This is a genomic window from Paenibacillus sonchi (assembly GCF_016772475.1).
Lineage (GTDB): Bacteria > Bacillota > Bacilli > Paenibacillales > Paenibacillaceae > Paenibacillus_AQ > Paenibacillus_AQ sonchi.
Map to the genome: position 1 here is coordinate 914,970 of NZ_CP068595.1, position 16,492 is coordinate 931,461.

The following is a 16,492-nucleotide window of genomic DNA, read 5'->3' on the forward strand; positions in this document are numbered from 1 at the left end:
TATTCTACATATTCATGGCAGTTCCTCCTGGACAACCGAACTATATTTCAGTTAGGAGCAAATACTCATGAAGTTTAAATCAGCTAAAATCAACGCTTTTCGCACTTGGGGCCTGCTGCTCACCATGCTGGGAATGGGCCTGATGATCTTGGGAACGGCGGGCATCGTATTCTGGGGTTCGGCCGGAAAGGTTGTTGCTGCAATCGGGCTTGTCATCGGCCTGGTGTCTATGATTGCCAGTCTGGCGATCTATTTTTGGGCGGGCATGCTCTCAACAAGCGCCGTGCAGGTAGAATGTCCGGAATGCCACAAGCTGACCAAAATGCTGGGAAAAACGGACCGCTGTATGTTCTGCCATACCATTCTCACGATGGACCCCGCACAGGCAACGGTCACTGCGGAGCAGCTTGAAGGACAACAACTGAAACATTAGCTTATCGCATTTGCTGTCTAAAGTATGTTATATAAAAAACCAGGGGTTCCCTTAAGGGAACCCCTGTGCTGTACCTGCAATATTTACCGTCTATTCGCTAATCTGCTGCAAGGTCTCCCAAGCCTCCGGAACGGCAAAGCTGCGGTTCCAGGAGCCAATGCCTCCTAACCCGAAGGATTTGGCCAGCTCTACCCTGGCTTTTAACGAAACCTTGTCTTCTATCCAGATCTTGTGAAGGACACCGTCCTCCGTATACTCTACATAATTCTGACCTGAATCCTTATCCAGCACAGGCTTCAATTTCTTTTCAGCCAGTATTTCCTGAACGGCATTCATGCTGACGGCTTTGGAGCTGACTTTGGTTTTTCCGTCTTTTGTGGTTTCCGACCAAATGCGGGTATACAGCGGGATACCGAGTATCAGCTTTTCTGCAGGAACGTCATCCTCTTCGAGGATACGGCTTACGGATTTCTCCACCCATGGCAGCGAAGCAACAGAACCTGCGGTAGGGCTGGACGCCCAATGCTCATCGTAAGCCATGACGATCAGAAAATCGGTAACTGCGCCAAGTGCCCGGCGGTCCAGAAAGAGCGACCACATCTCACTGTTCGATTTTGGAGTCACGTCCATCGAGACAATGAGGTTTTTGGCCTGGGCCATCGGCTTCAGTTCCCGCATGAACTGCGTAACATTCTCTCCGTCCTTGGTGTAGACATTTTCAAAATCGATATTAATCCCATCAAGACCGTAAAGATCAGCATATTCAAGCATCTGCACGATGGCATTCATCCGCTTCTCATAGCTTGACAACGCCTGGGTGGTAAGGTCGGCATCGAAGCTGTTGGTCAGCAGCCCCCATACCTCCATTCCTTGCTGATGGGCCCACTGTACGTAGGCACTGTCAGCCTTGCTGCGGACGTTACCTTTTATATCGACGATCTCAAACCAGGTAGGGCTGACCACGTTAACCCCGGGGAGAGCGCCAAAATTAGCGGGGTTAGGCTTACGTTCATATACCGCTTCCCAGTAAAGATTCACAGGCTTGCCCTTCCAGCTGCGCTCTGCGCGCGAGGGAGCGGCCGGCTTCACATCGACTGCCTTTTCTCCGTCTTGGATGATATCTTTTGCTTTGACATAGCCTGTGAAGCCGCTGTCCATCTGTACGTACAGCCAGTCCTCATTGTCCGAGTTCCAAATCCTTACCACCGTTCCGGGAGACATATCGGCCACAATAGGTGCATGGATGGTCGCTTCACTGCGCAGAGGTTGGGTTTTGCCGCCTTCCTCGCCCTTGACTTTGCCAAGCGGGACCTTTTCTCCAGCGGTCATCAGCAGAACGGCTCCGGTGTCCTTATCTTCTTCCACCTCAAAGCCGTACAGATTTTCAAGCGTGTCTGCGGGCAGGTAGGTCATCCCGTTTTTTTCTTCAGGCGCCAGCCGGAGCTGGAGCGGTTTATTGTTCAGACTGGCGGTTGTAGTATCTTCTTGCATATATAAAAGCTCATTGTCTGTCGATAAGATTACAGACTTGGTATCTTCTTCATAACGGATGGATGAGTCTACATATTTCTGGAGCAGCGGAAGCGGTAAAAGCAGCGCGTCCCCGGTACCTGAAGCGGAATAGCCCGTCAGCTCTCCTTTGACAAAAACAGGCTGTTCTAACCCTTTCCAATCAGGATCGGTATGCAGACGGTTCGGCAATACATAAAAAACAACCCAGTAGGCTGCAGCAGCTATAATGACAAGTCCCAGTAAACGGCGAAAAAGACCTCCGCGTTTCTTGACGCGTCTCTGTCTCTGTCTTCTATTCAAAACGTACCTCCAGATCACTAATAGAATTATACTGCGGGGGAATCATTCTTAAGTATACGCTATCTCTAGCCCTCTGGTTGCGCAAATCTGCTGGAAGAGTTGGGCTTATTTGATAGGGTGTCATAAAAAAATCATAAAAAATCCAAAAAACGTGAGGTCTCCGTTGCCGGATTCCGCACGTTTAAAATGACTCTCACTATTCAGAAACTTATTGTGTCTTCTCTGTGCAGCATTTGCAGATTCCGTACAGCTCCATCCGCAAACCATGAATTTTGAACCCTGTCGCCTGCTCGGCACGCTGTTCCACCTCATGGAGCGATGAATAGCTGAAATCCTCAATCCGGCCGCATTCCTGGCAGATAACATGATAATGATCAGATACATTTGCATCAAAACGGCTGGAATTGTCGCCGTAGGTCAGCTCACGGACCATCCCCGCTTCCATGAACATCTTGAGGTTGTTGTACACTGTTGCCACACTCATGCTTGGAAACTGCGGCTCAAGCGCACGGTAAATATCATCTGCCGTAGGGTGATTCATCGCTTCCATCAAATACGATAGAATCGCATGACGCTGGGGCGTAATACGGACACCGGTTGTCTTCAGTTGTTCCAATGCATGCTGTACGCCACTACCCATCAATGCCACCGCCTTTTAATAAAAAACATAATAATAACTATAATGTAATTGTAAGACCGGGCTTTCGATGTTGTCAACGAAGTCATTACATTATATTGATTATTATATAATATAAATTACTTAATTCAATATTTCCTCACATTTAGGTTGCTGTTACCTTCCACATGCAGCTTAAATTCGCCGGTGCCTACTTCGCCGGAAATATTTTTTTTGTCGATGGTCAGCTCTGGAATATCAGAAACGATATCGCCATAACCGCTGGAGCCGTCCACGGTATAATTTCCGGATACGGGCAGGTACAGGTCAATATCACCTACCGCGCTGTAGATATCCCAGTTGCCTCCGAAGTCGGCAGATTGAACACGGATTTTGCCGTTGAGGGATTCAGCCTGCAGTTTCGATCTGGCTCCGTTAATCTCCAGGTTGCCGTTCTTGCTGGACAGCTCCATCTGATCTCCGCTCCCTGCAGCCGAAATATTGCCAACAGCGGTAGAAAGCTTAAGCGCCCCCGTTACATCCCAGGCCGCCATATCCCCGCCGCTTGTCGCCAAATCCACATCGCCCTGAACTGTTCTGGCACGCACAGCCCCGTTCAGTGTTTTCCCTTTGACATTGCCGAAAATACGGTGGAGGATCAATTCCCCATTTCCGGTCTCCAAATTAATATCCTCTATGGCCTCCACATTCTGCAAGGTAATGCCTCCATTCATCGTCCGCACCTCCAGATTAAAACGGCGGTCTTCAGGCAATGAAATCTCAAGATCCATCCGCGGCTGGCGTTTGCCGGAGTCTCCATAGGCTTTGCTTTTGGGGATGATTTTGATCGTATTCCCTTCAGTTACATCTACAAAGGACTGCTCCGAGATCGCCTCCGCGACAGCACCCTCCAACTGATCTATCCATACGGTTGTTGCAACTTCAATATCCTCGACAGGTGCGCGGTGAATCAGAATATCACCGTTGATGCCGTCTACAGTAATTTTGGAGGTCCCCAGCTCAACCGGAATAATGATCGGAGCCTTCTGGAACTTGCTTCCCTTGGCTTCGCCATAATCCACAGCCGCTGCGGTCAGATTAAGACTGACCCTATTCCACAGATGGAGATAATGTTCCTGTTCCGAAACAATAAACACACTGGCCGCGAGCACGACTGCAGACAGCAGCCCCCGCAAATCCATACGTGAACGGGATCGGGCTCTCCCCTGGCTCAAGTGCCGCGAGAAGAAGTATATAAGCAGATACTCCAATCCCCAGAGCACAGCTATAATCGGCCACCATTTCAATAAGATCAGCATATGGTCGGTTCCGTTTCTCCAGTCCAGAAACAAGAGAACCCCGACGGCTATGAGCAGCGCAGAAGCTGTGTATCTGCCAACCCGGCGGCTGCGCCGTTCGTTGCCGTTCTGCCAGGAGAGCATTTTTATGATCTCGCGGACTGCAAGCCATACTCCACAAGCCGCCAATACCGCCGCAACCGTCACACCGGCATAATGCTCGATGAAATATTGCAGCCAGACCGGCTTTTGCTGGAAAAGAAATAGCAGCGCGCCACCGAGAAGCAGCATAAGCCCAAAGGAAATCCCCGGTTCACTGACCAGACGGCGCCGTTGTCCATGCGGTTTCGGAACAGGCGGGAGCTCAGGGTCCTGCTCTCCAGGCAGACGCAGAAGCCGGTCGGCAGACTGCAGCACATCGAACACATTGTAGAAATATAGCACCGGAATCATCAGCGCCAGCAAAATGAGCAGCGGCACATTAATCTGCATGCCAATCGACGAGAAGTAGAGCAGTGCAGCAATATCAAGCAGAATGATAAAAATAAAAGAGATTCCTTTGCGAAGCAGCCCGAAGTAGATATGCCCCGTGCCCGGAATGAGCGCTGCCAGCAGTCCGGCAATGAATTTGCGTTTGCGGCGGGGACGCCGCTTCAGGCGCGGAGGAATGAAAGGCAGCTTTTGTTGCTGATCAGCTTCTCCTGCTTGCACAGCAGGGCCATACTCTCCTTCCTCCTGCACAGGAAGCATGGCAGAATCATTAGGCTCGGGACTCATTTCGGGACTCCTCCTGTCGTCATAACGTTCATTCTTAATATTCAAAGCCGGCCGCTCCGGTGAAATCCAATCAATTCGACACCGGGAGCAACTTCTTCAAGTCCGGCAGGGATAAATCCATGTTTGGTATACAGTGCAACAGCCGGCTCATTAAGCTTCCCTGTAGAAACGATGAACTGGTCCATACCCGGATATTGCTCGAAAATATATTCCAAAAGCCTTCCTGCCACTCCCTGGCGGAAATAATCCGGATTAACCATCATTCGGGTCACCGTAAGCTGGCCGGGTGATTCCTCCTGGACGGCAACAGCACCCATTAACTCACCGCTGTCGTCGAAGCCGCCATAGAAACACTCTTCTGAGCGGCTCAGCATGTCTCTGGTCTCCAGCAGCGGCGGGATTTCATGAAAGCCTATCCTCTCAGCCTCCAGCCTGTAGGCCTTATGCTGAAGGCTCCAAAGCTCGCTTAGGATATCCCCATTTTTCAAATCCAGCCTGATTATTATGCTCATCCGCACATTCCCCTTATATGCCGCGAAAGGCCTGCCGTTAACCGACAAGCCCTACCGCTTATGTTCTACTGTATATTAACCAAAAAGCAGGTAAGGTCTAGCTGTTCAGCAGTTCTGCGAGCAGCGTGTTGACCAGTCCCGGATTGGCTTTGCCTTTGCTCTCCTTCATAACCTGTCCCACGAGGAAGCCAATCGCCTTTTGCTTGCCTGCCTTATAATCCTCAACAGACTGTGGATTGGCAGCCACAACCGCTTCAACGATCTGCTTGATCGCCCCCTCATCGCTGATTTGCACGAGGCCTTTTTCTTCAACGATTGCCGCCGGAAGCTTGCCGCTCTCCAGCATCTCCTTGAAGACGGTTTTGGCGATTTTGCTGCTGATGGTTCCGCCTGCAATCAGGCCAATCATTTCTCCCAATCCTTGCGGAGTAATCTTCACCTGGGACAGTTCCAGCCCCCCACTGTTCAGATACCCCAGCAAATCACCCATCATCCAGTTGGCAACGGCTTTGGCATCCTTCGTATAAGCCAGACTGCCCTCGAAGAAATCCGCGAGCGGCTTGGAGGAGGTCAGCACACCGGCATCGTAGGCAGTAAGTCCATATTCCGTGCTGTAACGGCTCTTCCGCGCATCCGGCAGCTCCGGAATGCTTGCCCGGATGGACTCCTTCCAGGCATCATCAATATGCAGCACAATCAGGTCAGGGTCCGGGAAGTAGCGGTAGTCATGCGCTTCTTCCTTGCCGCGCATGGACAGCGTTTTGCCCTGGGCTTCGTCCCAGCGGCGGGTCTCCTGAACGACAACACCGCCGTCGTCCAGAATCTCACCTTGCCGGAATTGCTCGTATTCCAGTCCGCGCAGTACCCCGCGGAAGGAGTTCATGTTCTTAAGCTCCGCCCGGATGCCGAATTCGGCCTGGCCTTCCGGCCGCAGGCTGATGTTGGCATCACAGCGCATTGAGCCCTCTTCCATCTTCACATCGGATACGTCGCAATACTGCATAATGGCGCGGATCTTCTCCAGATAGGCGCGCGCTTCCTCCGGAGACCGCAAATCAGGTTCGGAGACGATTTCAATCAGCGGTGTGCCCACACGGTTGAAGTCGACCAGTGAAGCAAAGCCGCCGTCCACATGGGTCAGTTTGCCGGCGTCTTCCTCCAGGTGCAGGCGGGTGATGCCGATCCGCTTGGTTTGTCCGTCCACCTCAATATCGATCCAGCCGTTCAGACCGATAGGCTGATCGTATTGGGAAATCTGGTAGGCCTTCGGCGAATCGGGATAAAAGTAATTTTTGCGGTCGAATTTGCTGACGTCGCCAATCGTGCAGTTCAGTGCCATCGCCGCTTTCATGGCATATTCAACGGCCTGCCGGTTCAATACCGGCAAGACGCCTGGATGCCCCAGACAGACAGGACAGGTATGTGTATTGGGCGGAGCACCGAATTCCGTGGAGCAGCCGCAGAAGATTTTGGACTTGGTATGAAGCTCCACATGAACTTCCAGTCCGATGACCGTTTCGTATTTAGCCATATCTATTCTCATTCCCTTAAAAGTTTTGTGAGCCTATACTCCTGCTTGAGTATCTTCGTGAAAACCTGTTCCGAAGCCCGAACGTCCCGGACAGCTGCAATTACAGCTGCGGGAGCTGCTTGTGATGATCCGTATGCTGTTCAAAGGCATGCGCAACGCGCAGAACAGTGCTCTCATCAAATTCTTTGCCGATAATTTGCAGACCTACAGGCAGCCCTTCGGCAAAGCCGCAGGGAATGCTGACCGCAGGAATGCCGGCGAGGCTGACAGGAATCGTCAAAATATCATTCAAATACATAGTCAAAGGATCTTCGATCTGTGATCCGAGCTTGAAGGCTGTAGTAGGTGCAGTAGGTCCGATGACCACATCATACTTCTGGAATACTTCGTCAAAGTCCTGCTTAATCAAAGTCCGCACCTTCTGCGCTTTCAAATAATAAGCGTCATAATAGCCGGAGCTCAGTGCGTAAGTACCCAGCATAATCCGCCGCTTAACCTCGGCTCCAAAGCCCTGGCTGCGGGAGTTATGGTACAGATCAAGCAAACCTCCGCCATCATCGGCTCTTACCCCGTAGCGGACACCGTCAAAGCGGGCCAGGTTGGAGGAAGCTTCCGAAGAAGAAAGCAAATAATAGGTTGCTACTGCATATTCGGTATGCGGCAAAGAAACCTCTTCCCAGACCGCACCAAGGCTTTCGAGAACTTTCAGTGCGGACAGCACGGTGTCGCGGACAGAAGCATCCACACCTTCGCCGATGTATTCCTTCGGCACTGCAATCCGCAGGCCGGAGATATCACCTGTGAGGGCACTGAGATAATCCGGAATATCCACGTTTGCTGAAGTCGAATCCTGGGCATCGTAGCCTGCAATGGCCTGCAGCACATAGGCAGAATCCTCGACATTCCGTGTAATCGGGCCGATCTGATCCAGGGATGAAGCAAACGCGACAAGTCCATAACGGGAAACCAGTCCATAGGTCGGCTTAAGGCCTACTACTCCGCAATAGGACGCAGGCTGGCGGATAGAACCGCCGGTGTCAGAACCGAGCGTAAACAATACTTCTCCGGCAGCCACTGCCGCTGCAGATCCGCCGCTGGAACCGCCGGGAACACGCTCCACATCCCAAGGGTTGCGGACGGGGCCGAACGATGAATTCTCATTGGAGCCGCCCATGGCGAACTCGTCCATATTCAGCTTGCCGACCGTAACGGCATCCGCCTGACGCAGCTTGGTGACGACAGTCGCATCGTATATAGGCTGGAAATTGGAGAGGAATTGACTGGCGCAGGTAGTGCGCAATCCTTTGGTAACAATATTATCCTTAATTCCGGCCGGAAGACCAAAGAGCAGTCCGCGGGCTGCTCCGGAGGCCAGTTTATCGTCCAGCGCGCGCGCAGAAGCACGGGCCCCCTCTTCATTTAAAGTCAAAAATGCATGCACCTTACCATCGCGCTCTGCAATGGCAGCCAGAGATTCCTCCGTCAGTTCGCCGACTGAAATCTCTTTACTCCGCAGCATGTTATGTAATTCAGGCAATCGATATTGAAACAGGCTCAACATTCTTCCTCCTTCGCTATAGTTATTCCAGAACCGCGGGAACCTTGAAATGCCCGTCCTCATCTTCTGGTGCGTTAAGCAGAGCTTCTTCTTGAGACAAGCTCTCCTTGACCACATCATCGCGCATGACATTGCTGACCTGCAGCACATGGGTTGTCGGCTTGACGTTCTCGGTGTCGAGTTCATTCAGTTTCTCTGCATATTGTAAAATAGCATTCATCTGTTCAGTTAGTTTCGCCTCTTCTTCCGGGCTTAAATGCAGGCGGGCCAGCTTGGCCACATGCTGCACATCATGGACTGTAATGCTCATTCGGAATATCCCTCCTGTTTAAAGGGCTAAAGCGCCCGGATAACGTGTTTAATTATATTGTAGAAGCCTCTACAATTCAATGCGCATGTGGTTTCACGGCCACTTCAATCTGAAAAGCCCCACAAAGTGGGGCCGGACACTGTCCAGTATTCGGGTTAAACAGGGGAATTATGGAAACTTATAAGGATGGACAAGGCAAATTGCCCTGCGGCGCTTCAACAACGGTATTTCTGCTGTTGTTTCCGGGCAAACTGCCCTTCGGCGCTTCAACAACAGCATTTTTGCTGTTGTTTCCGGGCAAACCTGCCTCCGGCGCTTCAACAACGGCATTTCTGCTGTTGTTTCCGGGCAAACTGCCCTTCGGCGCTTCAACAACAGCATTTTTGCTGTTGTTTTGGTGCAAAGCTGGTCTTTTAAGCGAATCAAAGCAAGTGATTCTTAGCCCCACCACACCTTGTCTGTAGCAGAAGAGAATCATAATTTACGCAATACAAAAAAAGCCGGCTTGCGCCGGCTTTCCTTAAATCCAAGCGCGAAGATTCACCTGTTTGATGAAATCCGCCTGGGACAGGCTTTCCTTAGTGGTTGTCTCCATCTCCACTGCTTCCACATCGCCGCCATTCATCAAGTGATGAAACAGCTTCTCGTTGTGCGTGGACAAAGCATAATCAATCAACGCTTCGTGCGTTGCACTCTCAGCCTGAGCTGCCAGCAACTGCTCTTCCGTTTCAACATCCTCGGCTGTAACATAGAAATTTCTGTTCGCCTGCGGAACACGGATGACGTAATCAAACGCATTGTCAGGATTACGGTCATAAGCAATTAGGTAGCCATAGTCTCCGATAGGAAGACCCTGCTCAAATGCGTCCGCGACAATAACAATCCTCTCACCTAAACGCAGCATCGCCCTACCTCCTGACCTGGAATCTATCATAGTCTTGCTTGTTCCCACAGTCTACTAAAAAAAGATAGAGCTGTCCAGCACCAGCAGTTGGTTTACCTGACATTTAACAGAAAATATTCTGAAAAACGTTGAAAATCTTCAAAATTCGCATATCTCATTATTCCGGTAATTGCTTCCTGTGAATGAAGAGTGAAGCGGAGGCAACACATATAACAATCAGTACTACGGCAGAAAAGATCGGGCCCCATGCCATTCCGTCCCCTTCTGTCATCATTTCGGCAGAAATAGCGGTAAGCGCCGCGGGCATCCAGTCTAGCAGCGAAGGCAAGAGGCTATGGGCCAGCGACATTGCTGCTGCAGCCAGCAGTCCCAGAAAAGCAGCGGCAGGTCCGCGCAGCCATGCGCTGAACAGGAGCGTCAGCGAGACTGCGCATAGCAGCCACAGCCCATACAGTCCGGCCGCAGCAGCCAGATTGCTCCAGGAAACCGGGCCCATTAGCTGCTCTGTATAGTAGGCCGCCCCTGCCGCGCCAAGCCCGAGGGCCATAACAAGAACGGTCAGCTGCGCAGCCCATTTGGCTGAAACAATAGCCGCCGGGGCCACCGGTTTGGCCAACAGCATCTCTATAGTTCCGCTGCTCCGCTCACCAGCCAGGCTGTTCATTACACCCAGCACAAGTATCAGCATGCCGATGGTGCCATATTGTCCAAGTGCCTGGGCCATTACCACAGCAGAACCGGGCATCTCATACCCCTCCAGCATGCCTGGAGGGACATTTCCCGAAGCTTTGAGAATTTCGGGCATGTAATAAGTCGTGAGCGGCTGCATAATACCGAGAATGATAAATACCACTGGAACCCAGATCAGCTTATAGCTGCGCAGGGATTCCAGCATTTCTTTGTGATAGAGCGTCCAAATATTCCTCATGCCCCCACCACCTTCATAAACAAATCCTCCAAAGTGGAAGAGCCGGCTTCGAATTGCAGCAATGGGATATCAAGGTTTCCGGCTTCCTGAAGGATGATCTGCCGGGCAAGCTCCACATTCTTCACATTTAGGGTAGCGGACCCGGAAGAGACGGCTGACTGCTCAACAAATGATCTGTGTGCAAGATCCTCAAGCCAGCGCTGCGCCTTCTCTTCTCTCTCTGTAGTTAACCGTATGACCGGAATGCTATACTGTGAGCGAAGGCGTGACAACGCCCCATGCTCTGCTATTAAACCATGATTCATCAGAATAATATCATCACATATTTCTTCGGCGTCATGCAGAACATGCGTAGAGAAAATAACGGTGGTATCCTCCCGGATTCCCCGCAGCAGTTCCATGACTTCCCGGCGTCCGATGGGATCAAGTGCGGACACCGGCTCATCCAGGAGCAGCAGCCGGGGACGGTGAATCAGAGCCTGGGCCAGTCCAAGCCGCTGCTTCATCCCGCCGGAATATCCGCCGATCTTACGCCTCGCCGCATCTCTCAGGCCCACATGCTCCAGAACATCCGCTGCAAGTCCTGCTGCTTCTTTCGAGGATACGCCGCACAGCTTCGCAGCAAAAACAACGTATTCCTGTCCGCTCATCCAGTTATAAAATGCCGGAGATTGCGGCAAATAGCCAATCCGCTTGCGGTAATCCCCAACGGGACCTCCTTCAAAGGAAATCTGTCCCGAGGTAGGCTTAAGCAACCCCGCAAGCATGCGCAGGGTAGTCGTCTTTCCCGCACCATTGGGCCCCAGCAAGGCCACACACTTTCCTGCTTCAATATCAAAGGAGATCCCATCCACCGGTGTATGCCCGCCATAAACCTTGCGTAAGTTTGCAACTGTCAGCAGCGGCATCAGTTATCTTTCCTTCCTACTGTAAAATAAGCGACGCTGCCCAGAAGATTGCCAAAAATCAAGATAATAACCCATAACCACTTAGGCCCCCGGGTCTGCTCAGCCTTACCCAGAGAAACTAGGCCGATAACGGCCAGCAGGACCTGTAATGCCAGCAGCGGCCAAATCAGTCCCCATTTGATTTCATCCATGACTGCCACCCGCCTTTTAAATTCTTCACCGGAGTTATGCTCCGGTTGATCAAAGCTTTCTGTCCGCTCTCTTCCGGTCAGGAAGGACCACGAATAACAGATAACAAATGAGGGGTGTAGGAATTCCGGTCAACCCCCATATCCCCCAAAACCAAGCCATTCTGCCCCGGCCGCGCTTCTGGGCATTACGAAATATCAATGTTCCTTGCAGCAGCAGCGCTGCAGCCAGACAACCCCACAACCAATAAGGCACGTCCTGAAGCTCTTTCACTCTTCCGCATCCTCCCGCCGCAGTCTAAGCCGGACCACTGCCAGGCAACCGAGCGCAGCGATTGGAACAGCCGCCTGCAGTATCCAGTAGGTCACTGGCGCAAATCCCAAGCCAAACATGACAATGCTCACCATGAATAGCGCGACAAGCAAAAACCTCTGGAGCTCTCTGCGGCTCTGAAGCTGCCTGCGGAGGGCTTCCTCGGCAATAAGCCGCTCAAGTCCCGGCAAAGATGGCGGCGAAATGTCATCATACTGCGCATCCAGACGCTCAAGATCTCCTGACAGCATCCGCAGCAACTCATCATCCTTCTCAGTGTTCATCATCACTCAGCTCCTTTCGCAGTTGATTCAGTCCTGCCGCCACCCGCGATTTGGCAGTGCCCGAAGGAATCTGCAGAATATCCGCAATCTCTTCATACCCGTAACCGTAATAGTGCTTAAGCAGCACCGCCATTCGCTGGACAGAACTCAGCCGTGAGAGCGCATCAAGCACTTCGCTCCACTCCAGATTCCGGCTCTCAAAACGCCAGCGGATGGACCGTACCCCCTCTTCCTGACGTTTCCACTTCATTTCAAGCTTCCATCGGCGCTTCCTGTCAATATACAGCCGGGTAGCAATGGTAATCAGCCACGAGGAAAAAGACGAAGCTCCGTTATAGGTTCCGATCTTCTCCATGCACCTGACCATGGTATCCTGGGCAAGTTCCTCTGCGAGCAAAGGATTCATGGTAGCCTTGACCAGGTATTTGTAGAGAAAGGCATAATGTTCCTGCAGCAGTACAGCCAGCGCGGAAGCATCGCCTTGCTGCGCTCTGATGATCCGTTCGTGCGTCCCGTCGCTCATCTGCTCCTCCATCTGTAGCTTTCATTCATTTGTAATACGGCTATGTATGGTTAATCGTTCATTCGCGGTCTGAATTATTTTGCAGCTCCCATAATCTGCGCCGCCAGGGCTGAATCGCCCCTTTGCCGTGCGGGAAGCTCCAGAAGAGACATTCCTTCTTATCCTGCCCGCCCGTAACAGAAGCCGGCGCTTTATGCGCCTCTTCTTCATGCACTTCCTCTTCAGTATCTTTCATCCATTCCGCCCCCTAAACCCCTTACCCCGAAAAACAGACAAAAAAAGAACGCAAACCGGGATTATTCCACAGTCTGCGTGCTTCGCGAGGTTAAATGTTACATTTAATTAACATTATTCTATCAACTTTGTATTCACTTGTCCATCAGTTTTTTGTTCTAAAATGTCGATTCCGGCAGAAGCGGATCATTACATGGGAACGTAAGGATTACATTGCCGCTCAAAACCGATCGTTGTCCGCGGCCCATGGCCGGGAAATACTCTGACTTCCTCATCCAGGCGGTACAATTTGTTCCGGATGGAATCGATAAGGTCCCGTTCCCGGCCTCCAGTCAAATCGGTACGTCCGACCCCCAGTTTAAAGAGCACATCACCAGAAAAGAGATCACTGCCGCAAAGGAAGCTGACGCTGCCAGGAGAATGCCCCGGCGTATGCATCACACGGAAGGTGAGCCCCACCAGATTAAGCACCTGGCCATCTGCCAAATCATACTCTGCAGGTTCTGTGCTGATGGGCGGCGTAACATCGGGCCACATCAGCGAGCCATTCAGCTTGGGGCTGCCGAGCCATTCGCTCTCTAGCGTGTGTAAGTACACCGGACATTTCTTGGCCCGGCGGATCTCGTCAAGCCCGGCAATATGATCGAAGTGGGCATGGGTCAGCAGAACAGCCTCAATCTCCATTTCCTGGGCAGCGCGCAGAAGAGCCGCGGGATTCGCACCGGGATCGATGATGACACCGCGTCCGGGATCCGCCCCGGTAAGCAGATACGCATTCGTCTGGAGGGGGCCCAGGTTATAGGAACGAATATTAAGCATCGCTTTTTAGAATCCGGAGATCAGGCTGCGCAGCTCTTTGGCAATCACTGCGTGCGACTCCGTTCCTTCCCCGTAAGCTTGGCCCATCGCCTTGCGGACTTCGGCGATTTTGCTCTCATAGTCAGGTGCCTCACGGTCCGGATTCTCCCGCTTGAACTCCCTCATCAGCGATTGCACATGCTCCGGACGGGGACCCCAGTGGCCCAGCACATAACCGCCTGTATCGGCAAAAATAACAATGGGCACAGCTCTTCCGCCCATAGTCAGGAAATCATCCATTACGTCCTGATTTTCTTCCAGAATCAGCACCTCGGTTTTGATCCCTGCGGTTTCCAGAATGCGGAACACCACCGGCACATTGCGCACAACATCACCGCACCAGTCGGCAGCCAGTATCAGCACGCGCAGATCGTCCCGGTGGTTCAGACTTTCAAAATACGCACGGTCATCCTGATCTTCCCAGGCGAATTTTTCATACCACGATTCAAAAGCCTGCTGGTTCTTCGTCATACCTTCCACGAACTGGCGCGGAGTAAGGCCCTGACCAAACTTATGAGCTACATTCTGCTTCATACTGCACTACCTTTCTTCTTGGATTTGTACCATTTGAACAGGAAGTATATAACAATAATAGCAATGGCTGCAAGAACCAGCTCATGGGTGTACTTGGCGGCTACTTCATCAATGGTTTCCCACTTGTCGCCAAGTGTATAGCCCAAATAGACAAACAGCGCACTCCACGGAATTACCGCAAGTGTAGTCAGCAAAGTAAACTTGCCCAGCGGCATGCGCGAGATTCCGGCAGGAACCGATATGGCATGACGCACAACCGGGATGAACCGGGCGGTGAAGATGACGCCTGTGCCATACTTATTGAACCATTCTTCAGAATGGTCGATATGCTTTTTCTTGATGAAAATGTACTTTCCGTATTTCTCCAGGACGGGCCTGCCGCCATAACGGCCGATCCAATACACAAATATCTGGGCGATAACTCCTCCAACCGTACCAAAAAGCACCGCACCAAAATAATTAATTTCCCCCTGCGAGACCAGATATCCGCCAAAGGCCAGCACAATTTCACTTGGGATAACCTCAATCATAAGCCCGATCATAATCCCGAAATAACCAAGACTCTGAATCCATTCAAACAAATGCGAGATCAGATCAGAAATAACGTGCAAATGCAGCTCCTCCTCCCGTTTTTTTCGCCGAATTCGCTTACGCCTAATTAAGGCCCTTGGCGATTCCGCTCTATGTACCCAGCTTCTCCTAGCCTATTCTAGCATATGCGGGCTTACGACTTCTACTTAAGGGAAACTGAAAATCTCTCTGGCAAGCAGAAAGGCCGGCGCCTCTCCTTAAATAAGAACGGTGCCGTTCCAGCAAAAAACCGAAGGGAATTTATGACAAGATAAATATTCTTGTATTTAAAAATAGACGATTGACATAACTGATCCGGAATACTTATTATATATTTAGATAATTATTTAAATATCGAAAGGCCGGATGAACATGAACGAATCCTTCAAGGCGCTGGCTGACCCGACCCGTAGGCAGATCCTGCGTCTGTTAAGGGAAAAGGATCGTACTGCCGGGGAGATCGCCGATTATTTTAATATGTCCAAACCCAGCATCTCGCATCATCTGAATGCTCTGAAGCATGCGGGACTGGTGCAGGACGAACGTCAGGGGCAATTCATTCTGTATTCGCTCGATACGACCGTGCTTGAAGAGGTGCTAGGCTGGTTCCTTGAGTTCACAGGTACTGGAAAAGAGCGCGAAACACATAGCCGCACAGAGTCCAAACCCAAACCGGTTAAGGATACACACAAGGAGGTTGATTGATATGAAAGACTTCAAATGGAAATGGCAGGACACAGTGATTGTCATTCTGGGCGTTCTCTCGCTGGGTTATGCGCTGGCCAATTACGGCAAGCTGCCCGACCAGCTGCCTGCCCATTTTGACATCAGGGGAGAGGCCGACCGTTATTGGAGCAAAGGATCGGTTATCGCTTTGACAGGCTTTTTGGGCCTCATTTTCCCGCTGGCGATGCAGTTCATCAAAAGCGTTGATCCAAAGAAAGAGAACTACAGCAAATTTCAAAACGCCTACAAAATGATTCGTCTGGCAATCGCGGCTTTGTTCGATGCTATGCTCGTGCTGACCGTCTCTTACGGTCTGAATCAAAATATTCCTGCCGGCAAAATAGCTATGGTCGCTATTGGCCTGCTGTTTATCGTGGTCGGCAACTTTATGCCGCAGATCAGAGACAACTATTTCACAGGTATCCGCACTGCATGGACACTCGCCAGCCCGGAGGTATGGCGGAAGACGCACCGCTTCTCCGGTGTGATGTGGATGATCGGCGGTCTGCTGATCGCGCTGGGAGCATTTTTACCAAAAAGCCTGTCTATCAGCATGATTATTGCCGCGCTGGTGATTGCCATCATCCTGCCCTTTGCCTATTCGTGGCTGATCTCAATCCGCAGCAGGGCTTAAAGCCACATTATTTAAAATATATCTGAAAATGGCTCCAAAAT

General features: G+C 51.3%; 22 protein-coding genes. 4 read left to right on the top strand and 18 right to left on the bottom strand.

The window, feature by feature from the left end:
- Positions 1-67 precede the first annotated feature (67 nt).
- Positions 68-433: a DUF2614 family zinc ribbon-containing protein gene (locus JI735_RS04165; RefSeq protein ID WP_025704528.1), complete on the top strand. Its 366-nt coding sequence runs from the start codon at positions 68-70 to the stop codon at positions 431-433.
- 90 nt (positions 434-523) lie between these two features.
- Here JI735_RS04165 and JI735_RS04170 read toward each other — a convergent pair whose 3' ends face one another.
- The 7 genes from JI735_RS04170 to gatC form a co-directional block, all read right to left on the bottom strand.
- A complete protein-coding gene (locus tag JI735_RS04170; RefSeq protein WP_039834342.1) occupies positions 524-2,245 on the bottom strand; it encodes a glycosyl hydrolase family 18 protein in 1,722 nt (573 codons plus the stop codon).
- A 208-nt stretch (positions 2,246-2,453) separates the two neighbouring features.
- Positions 2,454-2,885, bottom strand: coding sequence for a Fur family transcriptional regulator (locus JI735_RS04175; RefSeq protein ID WP_020426262.1), 432 nt, complete (start codon positions 2,883-2,885; stop codon positions 2,454-2,456).
- A gap of 125 nt (positions 2,886-3,010) precedes the next feature.
- Entirely contained in the window at positions 3,011-4,936 is a 1,926-nt protein-coding gene (locus tag JI735_RS04180; protein ID WP_233476241.1) for a DUF4097 family beta strand repeat-containing protein, read from the bottom strand.
- 41 nt (positions 4,937-4,977) lie between these two features.
- Positions 4,978-5,448, bottom strand: coding sequence for a GNAT family N-acetyltransferase (locus tag JI735_RS04185; RefSeq protein ID WP_039834341.1), 471 nt, complete (start codon positions 5,446-5,448; stop codon positions 4,978-4,980).
- A gap of 97 nt (positions 5,449-5,545) precedes the next feature.
- Positions 5,546-6,979 (bottom strand): Asp-tRNA(Asn)/Glu-tRNA(Gln) amidotransferase subunit GatB, encoded by a 1,434-nt coding sequence (gatB, locus tag JI735_RS04190; RefSeq protein ID WP_202677097.1) that lies wholly within the window; start codon positions 6,977-6,979, stop codon positions 5,546-5,548.
- 100 nt (positions 6,980-7,079) lie between these two features.
- Complete coding sequence (gene gatA / locus JI735_RS04195; protein ID WP_039834339.1) at positions 7,080-8,537, bottom strand: Asp-tRNA(Asn)/Glu-tRNA(Gln) amidotransferase subunit GatA; 1,458 nt, start codon at positions 8,535-8,537, stop codon at positions 7,080-7,082.
- A gap of 22 nt (positions 8,538-8,559) precedes the next feature.
- Positions 8,560-8,847, bottom strand: a complete 288-nt coding sequence (gene gatC, locus JI735_RS04200) for an Asp-tRNA(Asn)/Glu-tRNA(Gln) amidotransferase subunit GatC (RefSeq protein WP_020426267.1) — start codon at positions 8,845-8,847, stop codon at positions 8,560-8,562.
- Positions 8,848-9,017: 170 nt separating this feature from the next.
- On the opposite strand from gatC, the gene JI735_RS04205 reads away from it, so the two are divergent.
- Positions 9,018-9,311, top strand: a complete 294-nt coding sequence (locus JI735_RS04205; protein WP_039834338.1) for a hypothetical protein — start codon at positions 9,018-9,020, stop codon at positions 9,309-9,311.
- 56 nt (positions 9,312-9,367) lie between these two features.
- On the opposite strand, the gene JI735_RS04210 is transcribed toward JI735_RS04205, so the two are convergent.
- From JI735_RS04210 to uptA, 11 genes are all read right to left on the bottom strand, one after another.
- A complete protein-coding gene (locus JI735_RS04210; protein WP_039834337.1) occupies positions 9,368-9,751 on the bottom strand; it encodes a hypothetical protein in 384 nt (127 codons plus the stop codon).
- Between the two features lie 157 nt (positions 9,752-9,908).
- A complete protein-coding gene (locus JI735_RS04215; protein ID WP_039834336.1) occupies positions 9,909-10,679 on the bottom strand; it encodes an ABC transporter permease subunit in 771 nt (256 codons plus the stop codon).
- Complete coding sequence (locus JI735_RS04220) at positions 10,676-11,587, bottom strand: ABC transporter ATP-binding protein (protein WP_039834335.1); 912 nt, start codon at positions 11,585-11,587, stop codon at positions 10,676-10,678. The genes JI735_RS04215 and JI735_RS04220 overlap by 4 nt, the downstream gene beginning before the upstream one ends.
- A complete protein-coding gene (locus JI735_RS04225; RefSeq protein ID WP_039834334.1) occupies positions 11,587-11,778 on the bottom strand; it encodes a PLD nuclease N-terminal domain-containing protein in 192 nt (63 codons plus the stop codon). Before JI735_RS04225 ends, JI735_RS04220 begins: the two co-directional genes overlap by 1 nt.
- 49 nt (positions 11,779-11,827) lie before the next feature.
- Complete coding sequence (locus JI735_RS04230) at positions 11,828-12,049, bottom strand: hypothetical protein (protein ID WP_051051657.1); 222 nt, start codon at positions 12,047-12,049, stop codon at positions 11,828-11,830.
- On the bottom strand, positions 12,046-12,375 hold the full coding sequence (locus JI735_RS04235; protein ID WP_157771314.1) for a YxlC family protein: 330 nt from the start codon (positions 12,373-12,375) through the stop codon (positions 12,046-12,048). Before JI735_RS04235 ends, JI735_RS04230 begins: the two co-directional genes overlap by 4 nt.
- A complete protein-coding gene (gene sigY / locus JI735_RS04240; protein WP_083886547.1) occupies positions 12,362-12,895 on the bottom strand; it encodes an RNA polymerase sigma factor SigY in 534 nt (177 codons plus the stop codon). Before sigY ends, JI735_RS04235 begins: the two co-directional genes overlap by 14 nt.
- Positions 12,896-12,953: 58 nt before the next feature.
- A complete protein-coding gene (locus JI735_RS04245; RefSeq protein WP_157771313.1) occupies positions 12,954-13,130 on the bottom strand; it encodes a hypothetical protein in 177 nt (58 codons plus the stop codon).
- A gap of 188 nt (positions 13,131-13,318) precedes the next feature.
- Entirely contained in the window at positions 13,319-13,948 is a 630-nt protein-coding gene (locus JI735_RS04250; RefSeq protein ID WP_039834328.1) for an MBL fold metallo-hydrolase, read from the bottom strand.
- A gap of 6 nt (positions 13,949-13,954) precedes the next feature.
- A complete protein-coding gene (locus JI735_RS04255) occupies positions 13,955-14,521 on the bottom strand; it encodes a thioredoxin family protein (RefSeq protein WP_039834326.1) in 567 nt (188 codons plus the stop codon).
- A complete protein-coding gene (gene uptA, locus JI735_RS04260; RefSeq protein WP_039834324.1) occupies positions 14,518-15,132 on the bottom strand; it encodes an undecaprenyl phosphate transporter UptA in 615 nt (204 codons plus the stop codon). The genes JI735_RS04255 and uptA overlap by 4 nt, the downstream gene beginning before the upstream one ends.
- 331 nt (positions 15,133-15,463) lie before the next feature.
- Here uptA and JI735_RS04265 point away from each other — a divergent pair, with 331 nt between their 5' ends.
- Positions 15,464-15,796: an autorepressor SdpR family transcription factor gene (locus JI735_RS04265; protein ID WP_051051656.1), complete on the top strand. Its 333-nt coding sequence runs from the start codon at positions 15,464-15,466 to the stop codon at positions 15,794-15,796.
- Position 15,797: 1 nt separating this feature from the next.
- Entirely contained in the window at positions 15,798-16,451 is a 654-nt protein-coding gene (locus JI735_RS04270) for an SdpI family protein (RefSeq protein WP_051051655.1), read from the top strand.
- Positions 16,452-16,492 lie beyond the last annotated feature (41 nt).

Coding starts and splice junctions, on each gene's coding strand:
- JI735_RS04165 (WP_025704528.1), top strand. CDS start 68: ATGAAGTTTAAATCAGCTAAAATCAACGCTTTTCGCACTTGGGGCCTG.
- JI735_RS04175 (WP_020426262.1), bottom strand. CDS start 2,885: ATGGGTAGTGGCGTACAGCATGCATTGGAACAACTGAAGACAACCGGT.
- JI735_RS04180 (WP_233476241.1), bottom strand. CDS start 4,936: ATGAGTCCCGAGCCTAATGATTCTGCCATGCTTCCTGTGCAGGAGGAA.
- JI735_RS04185 (WP_039834341.1), bottom strand. CDS start 5,448: ATGAGCATAATAATCAGGCTGGATTTGAAAAATGGGGATATCCTAAGC.
- gatB (WP_202677097.1), bottom strand. CDS start 6,979: ATGGCTAAATACGAAACGGTCATCGGACTGGAAGTTCATGTGGAGCTT.
- gatC (WP_020426267.1), bottom strand. CDS start 8,847: ATGAGCATTACAGTCCATGATGTGCAGCATGTGGCCAAGCTGGCCCGC.
- JI735_RS04205 (WP_039834338.1), top strand. CDS start 9,018: ATGGAAACTTATAAGGATGGACAAGGCAAATTGCCCTGCGGCGCTTCA.
- JI735_RS04210 (WP_039834337.1), bottom strand. CDS start 9,751: ATGCTGCGTTTAGGTGAGAGGATTGTTATTGTCGCGGACGCATTTGAG.
- JI735_RS04215 (WP_039834336.1), bottom strand. CDS start 10,679: ATGAGGAATATTTGGACGCTCTATCACAAAGAAATGCTGGAATCCCTG.
- JI735_RS04220 (WP_039834335.1), bottom strand. CDS start 11,587: ATGCCGCTGCTGACAGTTGCAAACTTACGCAAGGTTTATGGCGGGCAT.
- JI735_RS04225 (WP_039834334.1), bottom strand. CDS start 11,778: ATGGATGAAATCAAATGGGGACTGATTTGGCCGCTGCTGGCATTACAG.
- JI735_RS04235 (WP_157771314.1), bottom strand. CDS start 12,375: ATGATGAACACTGAGAAGGATGATGAGTTGCTGCGGATGCTGTCAGGA.
- sigY (WP_083886547.1), bottom strand. CDS start 12,895: ATGAGCGACGGGACGCACGAACGGATCATCAGAGCGCAGCAAGGCGAT.
- JI735_RS04245 (WP_157771313.1), bottom strand. CDS start 13,130: ATGAAAGATACTGAAGAGGAAGTGCATGAAGAAGAGGCGCATAAAGCG.
- JI735_RS04250 (WP_039834328.1), bottom strand. CDS start 13,948: ATGCTTAATATTCGTTCCTATAACCTGGGCCCCCTCCAGACGAATGCG.
- JI735_RS04255 (WP_039834326.1), bottom strand. CDS start 14,521: ATGAAGCAGAATGTAGCTCATAAGTTTGGTCAGGGCCTTACTCCGCGC.
- JI735_RS04265 (WP_051051656.1), top strand. CDS start 15,464: ATGAACGAATCCTTCAAGGCGCTGGCTGACCCGACCCGTAGGCAGATC.
- JI735_RS04270 (WP_051051655.1), top strand. CDS start 15,798: ATGAAAGACTTCAAATGGAAATGGCAGGACACAGTGATTGTCATTCTG.